The sequence below is a fragment of the Rhizobium sp. CBN3 genome (assembly GCF_030518245.1).
Lineage (GTDB): Bacteria > Pseudomonadota > Alphaproteobacteria > Rhizobiales > Rhizobiaceae > Rhizobium > Rhizobium aethiopicum_A.
The window spans coordinates 43,126-55,786 of sequence record NZ_JAULSE010000001.1 but is presented as its reverse complement, the minus strand read 5'-3'; the positions used below and the strand labels follow the sequence as shown (position 1 = coordinate 55,786).

Below are 12,661 nucleotides of genomic sequence, written 5' to 3'. Positions count from 1 at the left end.
GTCAGCGACCTCACTTGTAGTGCACCCGCCGCTCAATGAAGCGGAACTGGAAGACGGTGAGAAGGACGACGAGCGCCATCAGGATGATCGACTGGGCGGCGGCGCCCGAATAATCGAGCCCCCTGAAGCCGTCGAAATAAATCTTGTAGACCATCAGTTCCGTCGCCCGGGCCGGACCGCCCTGCGTCATGACGTCGACGATACCGAAGGAATCCTGGAAGCTTTCGGTGATGTTGATGACGAGCAGGAAAAACAAGGTCGGCGTCAACAGCGGCAGCTGGAGGTCCCACATGCGGCGCAGCGGCCCGGAACCGTCCATGGCTGCGGCCTCGATCAGCGAACGCGGGATGCCCTGGAGGGCCGAGAGGAAGAAGATGAAGTTATAGCCGATATATTTCCAGGAAAAGGCGATGATGACAGCGATCATCGCGTCCTTGCCATCGAGCGCCGGGTTCCAGAGGCCGGGCCATACGTGATTGATAACAGACAGGAGGCCGGCCTCCGGCGCCAGAATGAAGCGGAAGGCGAGGCCGAGAGCGGGAGCAGCGATCGCATAGGGCCAGATGAAGACCGACCGATAGATTTTGTGGCCGCGCAGTTCACGATCCGTCAAAAGCGCCAGGATGAGCGCAAACCCCATGGCAATGATCGTCGAGCTAAAGGCGAAAACCATGCTGCGGCTGATCGATTCCCAATAGATCGGGTCGCTGAGCAATTGCTTGAAATTGTCGAAACCAACCCAGGCATTGCCGCCGCCCCATGGCTGTTCGAGCGTGAACGCCCAATAAAGCGCCTGCGCGCTCGGCCAATAGAAGAAGACGAAGATCAGCAGCAGCATCGGGAATGCGAAAAGGATGCCGATCGTCGTCGAGGAGAAAGTGACACGCTTTTCCATGGGTGGTCGTTTTCGCCCCGGTTTGGTTTAGGCGCGGGCGACGACTTCGCCTCCGCAGCCGGTATGAATGTATAAGGACGCCCCCGGTCCGCAAGGTGGACCGGGGGCGGCTCATATCGATTGATCAGGGAAGCTGAACGTTCTTGTAGGTCTGCTGGAAGCGGCGCAGCAGCTGGTTGCCGCGATCGGCAGCGCCGTCGAGCGAAGCCTGGACGTCGGCGTTGTTGACGAAGATCGCCTGCAGGCTGTTGGCGATCTCGGTGCGAACCTGCAGCAGGCCGCCGAGGCGGATGCCGTGCGGAGCCGTATCATCAGCGGGCGATGCGGTCAGGCTCTGGATGGCGAGCTCGCGGCCGGCGTATGGAGCCTTGTCGTAGAAGCCCTGCTTCTTCAGATATTCGAAGCCGGAGTTACGAACCGGGATATAACCGGTGACGGTCGACCAGGTCAGAGCTTCTTCCGGCTTGGCGATGAAGTTAAAGAAGGCAGCGGCCGCCTTGTATTCGGCGTCGGTGTGACCCTTCAAGACCCAGAGCGAAGCACCGCCGACGAAGGAGCTGTGACGGGTTGCATTGCCGTAGGTCGGGAGCATCGAAACGCCCCAGTTCATGCCCTGCTTGGCGGTACGGCCGATATTGCCATGGTCGCCGACGGAGGTCAGGATGACCTGGCAGTCGCCGGCAGCAAAGGCTTCGACGAAGGTCTGGCCAACGGTCTTGTTCTTGATGACGGCGAGCTTGTTGTCGTACCAGGACTTGAGGTCCCTGATGTAGCTGACGAGAAGCGGGTTCTTGTTGAACACCAGCTCGGCGTCGAGACCTTCGAAACCGTTCTTCTTCGTCGCGATCGCTTCGCCGTTGACGGCTTCGAACTGCTCGATGTACTGCCAGACTTCGTTGTTGGAGATATCGAAGGCGAGCGGGCAAGCGTAGCCGGCGTCCTTCAGAGCCTTGAAATCTTCACCGGCTTCCTGCCAGGTGGCCGGTGCATGGTCCTTGCCGATCTTGGCGAAGGCGTCCTTGTTCCAATAGAGCAGAGCGGTCGACGAGTTGAAGGGGAAGGAGTACATCTCGCCCTTCGACGTCGCATAATAGTTTGCGATGCCGGAGAAATAGTCTTTCCAGTCGACCGTGTAGCCCATGTCGGTCATCAGCTGGTTTGCCGGGTAGAAGGCGCCGGAAAGCATGATGTCGAGCGTGCCGGCGTCGGAAACCTGGGCGATTGTCGGCTGCTTGCCGGCGCGGAAGGCGGCAATCGTGTTCTGCAGGGAGGCGTCATAGCTGCCCTGGCTGGTGCAGACGACTTCGTAATCACCCTGTGACTGGTTGAAGCGATCGCACTGTTCCTGGACACGCTTGGCGATATCACCGGAATTGCCGAACCAGAAATCAATCTTGGTCTTTTCGGCGGCGGCAGCGGGCCCAGCAAGAAACGCTGTGGCGAGAAGGGCGCCAACGGCGCCGAGAAGCTTGGCTTGCATGAGAACCTCCAACGTAGAAAGGGGCGCGTTTTAAGCGCACGCCCATTTAGCTGGTTCAAATTGCCGCTGCCAATGAATATTACATGACATGAAATGTTGCAAATCTAGTCGTCACAAAAGTGACATGCAATCGTTATTCACGGCAGCCACAGAAATATTTATAGATTATTTCCAACATCCGCAAATATATTGCCGGACATATGCATTTATATTCGAATAACCGTCAATTTTGCGAGAATGTAACATTTATTTATACTATAGGAGAGCATCGTTATTCGTGCCAGCCAAAACAATGAAACTTGCAAAAACATACGCTTTTTTGCCGTTGCACTGCTGTGCAACGCCCAGTTTCAGCCCCAAAATCACTGGGAATCCTTCAAGATTGCAGCAAAGCGCGGATCGAATGCACGGCTGATCGGTCCGGCGGCCGCCCCGAGCGCCACCGACCAGGGATCGGCCATGCCGGGCTGCAGCCGTGGCAGCATCCGGCCGCGCCTTTCGGCGACCGATGGCAGCAGTGGCCCGATCGCCGCAATCAGCCTGTTCACCAGCGCTTCTGGCGCGCTGCCGCAGAGGATCACCGTCTGCGGATCGAAAACCGTTTCGATGAGATGGATGCTCCAGCGCAGATCGGCAGCCGCCGCCTTGATCCAAGCCTCGATGCTTGGATCCCCTCTGGAGGCGAGGTCGTTGATGCGCGCATGAAGATCGGGATCGGCCGGATCGGCCGATAGGTGCTGGTAGAGCGAGGCGAGCGAGGCGCGGTGTTCGAGCGGCGTCGTTTTGCCGTCGGCAAACAGCAGCGCCATGCCGATCTCGCCGGCGTTGCCGTTGGCGCCGCGATAGAGCTCGCCGTTGAGGATCAGGCCGGCGCCGATGCCGTAGCCGACGAACAGACAGACGGCATGGTCGATGCCGTGGGCGGCTCCCACCATGCGCTCGGCGGTCGCAGCCGCCGCCGCATCGTTCTGAAGGCCGACATTGAGGCCGGTACCGTCGCTCAGCGTTTCCAGAAGCGGGAACTTCTGCCAAGCCTCCATCATCCAGGGATCGTCGCCGCTGCCTTCCATGCCGAACGGGCCAGGCATTGCGGCGCCGAGGCCGACCAGCCGTTTTTCCGACTGCTGCACGATACCGGCAAGCCTGGAACGCACACCGGCGACGAGATTGAGAATGACCTTCGTTCCCGTCGCCGGACCTCCGGGCGGCAGCCCGGCTTCTGCGCGTACCAAAACGCTGCCGACGAGGTCGACGGCGACCGCCCGCGTCACATGCCGGTCGATCTGCAGGCCGATCGCGAAAGCACCTTCGGGCACCAAGACATAAGGCGTCGAGGGCTGGCCCCTGCCCTTGCGCACAGCCTCCCGCGAACCGACGAGACCATCGCGCTCGAGTTCCTCGATGATATTCGACACCGTCTGCTTGGTCAGCCGCGTCGCCCGTGCCAGATCGGCGCGCGAGAGCGCACCGTTGATCCTCAAGGCATCGATCATCACACGCCGGTTATGGGCGCTGGTGCCTTCGTGATTGGTGCCGCTCTTGGCTCGGATCGGCCTGATGTCGTTCATGTGTCAATTGCCTCTTGACTCCAGTAGAATGTTGGCGAAGTAATAAGTCAATACATTTGACTTAATGAGGGACCGGAGAGTTCCAGGGAACGCAGGAGGCCACAAGGGCCTCCACCGACGCTCCGAGATGATAACCCGGCACGTTTTTTCACGCGTGCCTTCTCGAAAACCGATGGCGGCCAAACCGCCCTCGGCCATGCGTAAATTTCAAAAACTGGAGGCTGCAATGCTGAAATCTCTCAACAAGACGCTTCTGGGTGCGGCCTTGATCGGCGCATCCTTTGCTCCGCATGCTTTCGCCGAAACGACGCTGAACGCACTTTTCATGGCGCAGGCCGCTTACAGCGAAGCCGATGTGCGCGCTATGACCGATGCCTTCGTCAAGGCGAACCCCGATATCAAGGTCAATCTCGAATTCGTCCCCTATGAAGGCCTGCACGATAAGACGGTGCTGGCCCAGGGTTCCGGCGGCGGATATGACGTCGTCCTCTTCGACGTCATTTGGCCGGCCGAATACGCCACCAACAAGGTGCTGGTCGACGTCTCCTCGCGCATTACCGACGAGATGAAGAAGGGCGTATTGCCGGGCGCCTGGACCACTGTGCAGTATGACGGCAAATATTACGGCATGCCGTGGATCCTCGACACCAAATACCTGTTCTACAACAAGGAGATCCTGGAGAAGGCTGGCATCAAGGCGCCGCCGAAGACCTGGGACGAACTGGCCGAGCAGGCAAAGACCATCAAGGACAAGGGCCTGCTCGCCACGCCGATCTCCTGGAGCTGGTCGCAGGCCGAAGCCGCCATCTGCGACTACACCACGCTCGTCAGCGCCTATGGCGGCGATTTCCTGAAAGGCGGCAAGCCGGCCTTCCAGACCGGCGGCGGTCTCGACGCGCTGAAATACATGGTCGCGAGCTATACATCGGGCCTGACGAACCCGAACTCCAAGGAATTTCTGGAAGAAGACGTCCGTAAGGTCTTCCAGAACGGCGACGCCGCCTTCGCGCTGAACTGGACCTACATGTACAACATGGCCAACGATCCGAAGGACAGCAAGGTCGCTGGCAAGGTCGGCGTCGTGCCGGCACCGGGTGTTGCCGGCAAGAGCGAGGCTTCCGCCGTCAACGGCTCGATGGGCCTCGGCATCACCACCGCCAGCAAGCATCCCGACGAGGCCTGGAAGTACATCGCCTTCATGACCTCGCAGGCGACACAGAATGCCTATGCCAAGCTCAGCCTGCCGATCTGGGCATCCTCTTACGATGACCCGAATGTCACCAAAGGCCAGGAAGAGCTGATCTCCGCCGCCAAGGTCGGCCTTGCCGCCATGTATCCACGCCCGACGACCCCGAAATATCAGGAGCTGTCGACCGCGCTGCAGCAGGCGATCCAGGAATCGCTGCTCGGCCAGTCCACTCCCGAGGATGCATTGAAGTCCGCCGCCGAAAACAGCGGTCTCTGAGCCCGGCATGAAACCCCGGGCGGCGCCCGTCGTCGCCCGGCATCCAGAACCTATGAATGAAAAGGGTCGCCTCGATGTCGGGCACTTGGCTGACAACCCGCGCGTGGCTTCTGATGCTGCCGCTTCTCGTGGTGATGATCTCGGTGATCGGCTGGCCTCTGGTCGATACCGTCGGCCTCTCCTTCACCGATGCCAAGCTCGTCGGCACCGAGGGCAGCTTCGTCGGCATCGACAATTACGTGAAGATGCTTTCCGGCTCGAATTTCCAGCGCACCCTGATCACCACCGCATGGTTCGCGATCGTCTCGGTCGCCGCCGAAATGGTGATCGGCGTTCTTGCGGCTCTGCTGCTGAACCAGCAATTCCGTGGCCGCACCGCGTTGCGCGCCCTGATGATCCTACCCTGGGCGCTGCCGACCGTCGTCAACGCCACGCTGTGGCGGCTGATCTACAATCCCGAATATGGCGCGCTGAACGCCGCGCTGATGCAACTCGGCCTGCTCGACGCCTATCGCTCCTGGCTCGGCGAACCGGGCACGGCGCTCGCCGCCCTCATCGTCGCCGACTGCTGGAAGAATTTTCCCTTAGTGGCGCTGATCGCGCTCGCAGCACTCCAGGCCGTGCCGCGCGACATCACCGCCGCCTCGCTCGTCGACGGCGCCGGGCCCTTCGCCCGTTTCCGCTTCGTCATCCTGCCCTATCTCGCCGGCCCGCTGATGGTGGCGCTGGTGCTGCGCACGATCGAAGCCTTCAAGGTATTCGACATCATCTGGGTCATGACCCGTGGCGGCCCGGCCAACAGCACACGCACGCTGTCGATCCTGGTCTATCAGGAGGCCTTCTCCTTCCAGCGCGCCGGCTCGGGCGCATCGCTCGCCCTGATCGTCACGCTGCTGGTGACGCTGCTGGCCACAGGCTATGCGGCTCTTGTCCGCAAGACCGCCGGGAGTGCCGCCTGATGGAACGCCGGAGCCCGCTCTTCTCAGCCTTCATTCACCTCTGCGCCCTACTGCTTGCCGCCGTCATCCTGGCGCCGATCCTCTGGCTTTTCATCATGAGCATCTCGCCGGCCGCAGATCTTGCCGCGAAGCCGCTGCGCTGGTGGCCACAGGCGGTGGATTTCTCGCGATACCAGGTGCTGCTGTCGACGCTCGAAAACAGCGCCGGCGCCGCCTTCACCTCGTCACTGCGCAACAGCATCGAGGTGGCGGGCATGGCGACGATCGTCGCCATCGCGCTCGCCATTCCGGCCGGCTGGGCCGTGTCGCGCACGCCTTCCGTCGGCTGGTCGCTTTCGATGGTGATCGCCACCTACATGCTGCCGCCGGTAGCGCTCGCCGTACCGCTCTATATGGGCCTCTCCCATCTCGGCATGCTGAACAACGTCTTCGGCCTCGCCCTCGTCTATTTGACGATCCTGGCCCCCTTCACCACCTGGCTGATGAAATCCGGCTTCGATTCCATCCCGCGCGAGATCGAATCGGCGGCGATGATCGACGGCGCCGGCCTGTTCCAGACGCTCCGGATCATCACGCTGCCGCTCGCCGCCCCCGTGGTCGCGACCTCGAGCCTCTTCGCATTCCTGCTGGCCTGGGATGAATTCTTCTATGCGCTGCTCTTCACCTCGGACCAGCGCGCCAAGACGCTGACCGTCGCCATCGCCGATCTCGCCGGCGGCCGCGTCTCCGATTACGGGCTGATCGCCACGGCAGGAGTGCTCGCCGCCCTGCCTCCGGTGCTGATCGGTCTCGTCATGCAACGCGCCCTGATTTCGGGGCTTACCAGCGGCGGCGTCAAGGGATGAACATGACCACAGAAAGAAACCGGCCGGCCGGGCTTGCGGCGATCGACCGCGAAATGGCCCGCCAGCATGCCGATGCGATCGCCTCCTACGAATCGGCGGGGCCGATGGCGGCAAGAGCCGCCGCCTCGCTTGAGAAAACTGGCCGCCTGCTCCTGATCGGCATGGGCGGCTCGCATGCGGTCAACCGCGCTGTCGAGCCGCTCTACCGTGGTCTTGGCATCGACGCCGTTGCCCTGCCACTGTCCGAGCAGCTCGGCCAGCCGCTGCCGATCGCCGGCAGTACGATCTTCGTCACCTCGCAGTCCGGTGAAAGCGCCGAAGTGCTACGCTGGTTCAACGAGACCGGCGGAACGGAGGAAACCTTCGGCTTGACGCTCGAAGCCGGCTCCTTCCTCGCCAGAACTGCCCCATCCCTGATCGGCGCCGGCGGCACGGAACTCGCCTTCGCAGCTACCCGCAGCCTGACGGTGACCTTCGCCCTGCATCTGGCCATCCTTTCCGCCCTTGGCGAAGATCCCGCGGCAGCTCTTGCCGTGCTCAAGGCGCCTGAAGACCGCGACATCGCCGCCGCCCTCGCCACGCTTGAAAATGTTGCGACTGTCGTCACCTCGGGCCGCCGCCTGCAAGGCGTTGCCGAAGCATTGGCGCTTGGATTAACGGAGCTGTCGCGCCGTCCGTGCTTTTCTTTGGAGGGCGGTCAGCTCCGCCACGGTCCGATGGAGATGCTCGGGCCGGAGATCGGCGTTGTGCTGTTCCGCGGCCAGGATGAAACCGCCGGCCTGGTGACGGCAATGGCGGTGTCCGCCGTCGAGACCGGCGCTCCGGTCATCCTGTTCGATTCATCCACGGAAGCTGCGGTCGCCGGCGCGATGACGATCCGTTTCTCCCCGGCAACGGGCCTTGCCGCGATCTTCGCCATGCTGCCGGTTGCCCAGCGGCTGATGATCGCCTTTGCCGAAACCCGCGTCGAGAATGCCGGAACGCCGGTCCGTTCAACCAAGATTACCCGGAGCGAATGAATGCGGCCGCTTGCAGTCATCGGCAACGTCAACGTCGACCTGATCCTCGGACCAGCTGCTCCCTGGCCGAAAGCCGGCACCGAGATCATCGTCGACCATGACGAGCTCAGGGTCGGCGGATCTGCCGGCAACAGCGCGCTCGCCTGGCAGGCGCTCGGCGTCGACTTCGAGATCGCCGCCAATATCGGCAGCGACCAGTTCGGCCGCTGGCTGGCCGAAGCTTTCGGCCATCGTTCCGAAAAGTGGCTGGTGCGCCCTGAACAAACGACCCTCTCCGTCGGCATCACCCATCCTGACGGCGAGCGCACCTTCTTCACGACGCGGGGCCACCTGCCGCGCTTCAGCCTGGCCGATGTCTTCGCCGTCATCGACGGCGCAAGGCTGCGCGGCGGTTACGCACTTCTGTGCGGCGGCTTCCTGACCGACGATCTGACCCGCCAATATGAAGCCTTCTTCGACTGGGCCGAGAGCCATGACATCGCCATCGCCCTCGACACCGGCTGGCCGCTCGACGGCTGGACGGACGAGAATTGCGCTGCGACACGCGCCTGGCTTTCCCGCAGCCGCATCGCACTGCTCAACGAGGTCGAGACGACGACGCTTGCCGGCATCGCCGATCCGATCGAAGCCGCCCGGCACATCAGCTCGCATATGCCCCAAGGTGCGATCGTTGTCGTCAAGCGCGGCCCTGAGGGCGCAATCGCGATCAGACCTGACGGCCAGCTGGTTTCGGTGATTGCGCCTATTGTGACGGTGGTCGATACCATCGGCGCCGGCGACGTCTTCAATGCCGCCTTCCTCGCAGCGCTAGCAAAGGACGAGCCTTTGATATCTTGCCTGAGAGCGGGAACCGAGGTCGCCTCGCGCGCCATCTCCACTCTTCCCCGCAGCTATGGCAATCCGATCTCTCCTCAGGAGCCGCAGCCATGAGCGCGCTCGATATCGAAAATATCCGCAAGACCTATGGCGACGTCGAGACGCTGAAGGGCATCGATATTTCCCTGGAAAGCGGCGAATTCCTCGTGCTGCTCGGTTCCTCCGGCTGCGGCAAGTCAACGCTCTTGAACATCATCGCCGGCCTTGCCGAGGCGACGAGCGGTGACGTCAGGATCGGCGGCCGCTCGGTGCTCCGCGTGCATCCGAAGGACCGCGACATCGCCATGGTCTTTCAATCCTATGCGCTCTATCCCAATCTGACGGTGCATAGGAACATTGGCTTCGGCCTGGAAATGCGCAAAGTTCCGGCGCCGGAGCGCGACAGGGCCGTGCGCGATGCGGCAAAGCTCCTGCAGATCGAAAATCTGCTTGATCGCAAGCCGAGCCAGCTCTCCGGCGGCCAGCGGCAACGCGTCGCAATCGGCCGGGCGCTGGTGCGCAAGCCGGAGGTGTTCCTCTTCGACGAACCGCTTTCCAATCTCGACGCCAAGCTGCGGATGGAAATGCGCACCGAGATCAAGCGGCTTCACCAGATGCTGAAGACGACGGTGGTCTATGTCACCCATGACCAGATCGAGGCGATGACGCTTGCGAGCCGCATCGCCGTCATGCGCGACGGCCGCATCGAACAGCTGGGCACGCCGGAGGAGATCTACAACCACCCGGCAACACTTTATGTCGCCACCTTCGTCGGCGCGCCGCCGATGAACCTGCTGAAGGCGACGGTCAAGGATAATCGACTGGTGCTCTCGGGTTCCGATACCAGCCTGCCCCTGCCCGCCCGTTTTCGCAATGCCGCCGGCAATATCCGTGATGTCGTCCTCGGCATCCGCCCCGAGGCGCTTCACACGGCTGGATCCGGGGCTTCGCTCGAGGCAACCGTGGAGGTTGCGGAGTTGACCGGTCCGGAGCTCGTCGTCACCGCCCTCACGGGAAACCAGCGGATGATGGCCTGCCTGCCGCCGCTCACGCCGGTCCGCGACGGCGAAAAACTCACGCTCTTCTTTGACGAGGAGGCGATGCATCTCTTCGATGCCCAAACCGGTCTCAGTTGCCTCCGCGGGGAATAGAGCGATCAACCGATCGCTCGCTCAGTTCGCCGCGTCAGCCGGCTTGTGCTTGTAGACGTGGATATAGTCGACGAGCAGGATGGAAGGATTTGGCGTTTCATCGATCGGCCAGCCCGAACCGAGCGCCAGGTTCACCAGCGGATAAAACGGCATATGGAACTCCTTCGGCGTGTCGAAGCTCCACAGGTACTGGCGATCCAGGTAGAAGGTCGTCTTGTCGGCCTGGATATCGACACCGTAGGTATGATACTCGCTGTTCAAAATTCCATCCTGGACGGTTTTCCAATAGCCGCCATTGGAATTCTCACCGCCATGGGCCTGGCGCCAGATATGAAAGCCCATGCTGAACTCGTAGGGCGCGCGTCCATAATATTCCAGCACGTCGATCTCGGCGGTATATTTCGACCGGTCGAGCCCGATGAGCCAGAAGGCCGGCCACACACCCTTGCCCGGCGGCAGCTTCATCCGCGCTTCGAAATAGCCGAACTGCTGCGAGAAGCCCTCACCCTTCGGGTTGACCGCCGAGAGCAGGCCCGACCGCCAGGTTCCATCCTCTCCCTTACGCGCTTCGATCTTCAGGATTCCCTGATTGGTCGTAAACGGAAAATCGGGCGCCGGATCCGTGAAACGGGCGTCGCCGAAATCGCCGTTCCAGGGCGTATGAGCGATCCAGCGGGAACTTCTCTCTCCCCATGCCGAGACATCAAGGCTGTCGAAATTCTCCTCGAACGTCAGCTGATAGGCATTCATGTTGATCGGTTCTTGGGCGACGCTAGGCCGGCCGGGCAACGCCCCCAGACCGAGAACAACGAGCAGACCCAAGCTCTTAGAAGATATGCCGTAACGCATTGCGCTCCTCCGAAACCGCCAAAACAATCATTGGACTGCAACGGTCTTTTCATGAAATGAGAATTCTGTTTCGTCGCGGCATGAGCCGGTGAACGACGATGGTCTCGATGCCGTCGGGCCTTCCCAGAATCTGCCATAGCAACAGCGCGAAGCCCCAGAAGATCGTCGCCGCCGCCGCGCCGCAAAGCGCCAGGCCGACGATCAGGCCGAAGCCGGCAGGCATGACGGCGAGCTTGGGGCCCATCCAGAGCAGGAAAGCGATCATCGGCAGGCTCGCGGCCAGAGGCCTGCAAAAGGAATTCAGCTGCGCGGCAAAACTCGCCCCGATCAACCGCCGAGTGATGATAAGCGACGCGGCATAAGCGACGAGAACCGCCACAACCCGCGCGCCGAGCGCACCCGCCACCTGGAAATAGGCAATACCCAGGATGGTGACCGGGACTCTGACCGCGAACTCGGCAAACATCCGCAAGGCGAGGGAACGGGTTTCGTCCATGACCATCGCCAATGCCGGCACTATGTTCGTCGGCAGACCGAGCAGGCTCACCAGGCACAGCCATTGCAGAATTGGTGCGGCGGAGGCCCATTTCTCGCCGACGAGGATACGCACCGTCGGCTCGGCCAGAAAGGCGAGCGCAATAAGAATGGGCGCCGCGACGAAGGTGATTGCACTCGTTGCCTTCAAATAGGCGGCAACCAGGTTGCGACGATCTTCGACAGTGGAGAACGCCGCCATCAGCGGGCGCAGCAACGGGCCGACAAAGGTCTGATAGGGAATGCCGGCGATATTGTCGGCGACGCTGAAGGCGCCAAATGTCGATAACCCGGCAAAACGCGGCAAAAGCAGCCGGTCGAGCTGCCAATTAATCGCGCTCAGCACCTGCGATACGGTATTCCAGCTGATCATATCCTGGAAACGCTTCCATTCCGACAGGCTGAACTTCGGCTGCATCGGTGCAAAGACATAGGAGGTGATCATCGCCGCGGTCGGGCCGGCGACCGCCCCGACCGCGAGCCCCCAATAGCTGCCCGTCGCCACGGCCACCCCTGCCCCGAACAGCAGCGTCGATCCTTTGGTGATGAGATCAAGCGCAAACTCGCGTTTGAAATCGAAATGCTGCATGAAAAGGACCATGCGAGGACTGATCATGCTCCGCATGGCAGGCGCGATCGAAAGCACGGCGACAAGCGCAAAAAGTCGGGAATCGTCGTAGATCACGGCCATCGGCCAGGAAATGATCATCATCAGCAGGCTGATGGCCAACCCTCTCAACAGGCTCAACGTGAAAGCCGTCGCAAACATCTCGTCGGAAGGGGACGGCTGACGCATCAGAGCCTGCGTCAACGGCAGGTCCAGGATCGCCTCGATGATGACCAAAACCGATGTCGCAATGGCGACCAATCCGAAATCCGCGGGACTCAACAATCTTGCCAGGACAAGCAGACTGACGAAATCCAGCAGTCGCGCGAGGAATTTTCCGCTGATCGTCCAGATGCTCGCCGTCGCTGTCCTCTGAGATAGGCTTGACATGATTTGTCTATTCCTCATCGGCAGATTGAGACGGTTTCGATCGC

General features: G+C 61.5%; 11 protein-coding genes. 6 read left to right on the top strand and 5 right to left on the bottom strand.

Features of this window, described 5'->3' with window-relative positions; genetic code table 11:
• Positions 1 to 10: 10 nt before the first annotated feature.
• From QWJ46_RS00235 to QWJ46_RS00225, 3 genes are all read right to left on the bottom strand, one after another.
• A complete protein-coding gene (locus tag QWJ46_RS00235; RefSeq protein WP_302748464.1) occupies positions 11 to 895 on the bottom strand; it encodes a carbohydrate ABC transporter permease in 885 nt (294 codons plus the stop codon).
• 124 nt (positions 896 to 1,019) lie between these two features.
• On the bottom strand, positions 1,020 to 2,375 hold the full coding sequence (locus QWJ46_RS00230; RefSeq protein WP_302748463.1) for an extracellular solute-binding protein: 1,356 nt from the start codon (positions 2,373 to 2,375) through the stop codon (positions 1,020 to 1,022).
• 362 nt (positions 2,376 to 2,737) lie between these two features.
• Entirely contained in the window at positions 2,738 to 3,943 is a 1,206-nt protein-coding gene (locus QWJ46_RS00225; protein ID WP_302748462.1) for an ROK family transcriptional regulator, read from the bottom strand.
• A gap of 226 nt (positions 3,944 to 4,169) precedes the next feature.
• On the opposite strand from QWJ46_RS00225, the gene QWJ46_RS00220 reads away from it, so the two are divergent.
• The 6 genes from QWJ46_RS00220 (at position 4,170) to QWJ46_RS00195 (ending at position 10,237) form a co-directional block, all read left to right on the top strand.
• Complete coding sequence (locus QWJ46_RS00220; protein WP_302748460.1) at positions 4,170 to 5,408, top strand: extracellular solute-binding protein; 1,239 nt, start codon at positions 4,170 to 4,172, stop codon at positions 5,406 to 5,408.
• A 74-nt stretch (positions 5,409 to 5,482) separates the two neighbouring features.
• Complete coding sequence (locus tag QWJ46_RS00215) at positions 5,483 to 6,367, top strand: carbohydrate ABC transporter permease (protein ID WP_302748890.1); 885 nt, start codon at positions 5,483 to 5,485, stop codon at positions 6,365 to 6,367.
• On the top strand, positions 6,367 to 7,212 hold the full coding sequence (locus QWJ46_RS00210; RefSeq protein ID WP_302748458.1) for a carbohydrate ABC transporter permease: 846 nt from the start codon (positions 6,367 to 6,369) through the stop codon (positions 7,210 to 7,212). The genes QWJ46_RS00215 and QWJ46_RS00210 overlap by 1 nt, the downstream gene beginning before the upstream one ends.
• The gene (locus QWJ46_RS00205; RefSeq protein ID WP_302748456.1) at positions 7,209 to 8,231 is read left to right on the top strand and encodes an SIS domain-containing protein; all 1,023 of its coding nucleotides are present in this window, start codon (positions 7,209 to 7,211) and stop codon (positions 8,229 to 8,231) included. Before QWJ46_RS00210 ends, QWJ46_RS00205 begins: the two co-directional genes overlap by 4 nt.
• Entirely contained in the window at positions 8,232 to 9,161 is a 930-nt protein-coding gene (locus QWJ46_RS00200; protein WP_302748454.1) for a PfkB family carbohydrate kinase, read from the top strand.
• On the top strand, positions 9,158 to 10,237 hold the full coding sequence (locus QWJ46_RS00195; RefSeq protein WP_302748452.1) for an ABC transporter ATP-binding protein: 1,080 nt from the start codon (positions 9,158 to 9,160) through the stop codon (positions 10,235 to 10,237). Before QWJ46_RS00200 ends, QWJ46_RS00195 begins: the two co-directional genes overlap by 4 nt.
• A 21-nt stretch (positions 10,238 to 10,258) precedes the next feature.
• On the opposite strand, the gene QWJ46_RS00190 is transcribed toward QWJ46_RS00195, so the two are convergent.
• Together QWJ46_RS00190 and QWJ46_RS00185 are read right to left on the bottom strand one after the other, a co-directional pair.
• Positions 10,259 to 11,086, bottom strand: a complete 828-nt coding sequence (locus QWJ46_RS00190; protein ID WP_302748450.1) for a glycoside hydrolase family 16 protein — start codon at positions 11,084 to 11,086, stop codon at positions 10,259 to 10,261.
• A 49-nt stretch (positions 11,087 to 11,135) separates the two neighbouring features.
• A complete protein-coding gene (locus QWJ46_RS00185) occupies positions 11,136 to 12,617 on the bottom strand; it encodes a lipopolysaccharide biosynthesis protein (protein WP_302748448.1) in 1,482 nt (493 codons plus the stop codon).
• Positions 12,618 to 12,661: the final 44 nt, after the last annotated feature.

Coding starts and splice junctions, on each gene's coding strand:
- QWJ46_RS00235 (WP_302748464.1), bottom strand. CDS start 895: ATGGAAAAGCGTGTCACTTTCTCCTCGACGACGATCGGCATCCTTTTC.
- QWJ46_RS00230 (WP_302748463.1), bottom strand. CDS start 2,375: ATGCAAGCCAAGCTTCTCGGCGCCGTTGGCGCCCTTCTCGCCACAGCG.
- QWJ46_RS00225 (WP_302748462.1), bottom strand. CDS start 3,943: ATGAACGACATCAGGCCGATCCGAGCCAAGAGCGGCACCAATCACGAA.
- QWJ46_RS00220 (WP_302748460.1), top strand. CDS start 4,170: ATGCTGAAATCTCTCAACAAGACGCTTCTGGGTGCGGCCTTGATCGGC.
- QWJ46_RS00215 (WP_302748890.1), top strand. CDS start 5,483: ATGTCGGGCACTTGGCTGACAACCCGCGCGTGGCTTCTGATGCTGCCG.
- QWJ46_RS00210 (WP_302748458.1), top strand. CDS start 6,367: ATGGAACGCCGGAGCCCGCTCTTCTCAGCCTTCATTCACCTCTGCGCC.
- QWJ46_RS00205 (WP_302748456.1), top strand. CDS start 7,209: ATGAACATGACCACAGAAAGAAACCGGCCGGCCGGGCTTGCGGCGATC.
- QWJ46_RS00200 (WP_302748454.1), top strand. CDS start 8,232: ATGCGGCCGCTTGCAGTCATCGGCAACGTCAACGTCGACCTGATCCTC.
- QWJ46_RS00195 (WP_302748452.1), top strand. CDS start 9,158: ATGAGCGCGCTCGATATCGAAAATATCCGCAAGACCTATGGCGACGTC.
- QWJ46_RS00190 (WP_302748450.1), bottom strand. CDS start 11,086: ATGCGTTACGGCATATCTTCTAAGAGCTTGGGTCTGCTCGTTGTTCTC.
- QWJ46_RS00185 (WP_302748448.1), bottom strand. CDS start 12,617: ATGTCAAGCCTATCTCAGAGGACAGCGACGGCGAGCATCTGGACGATC.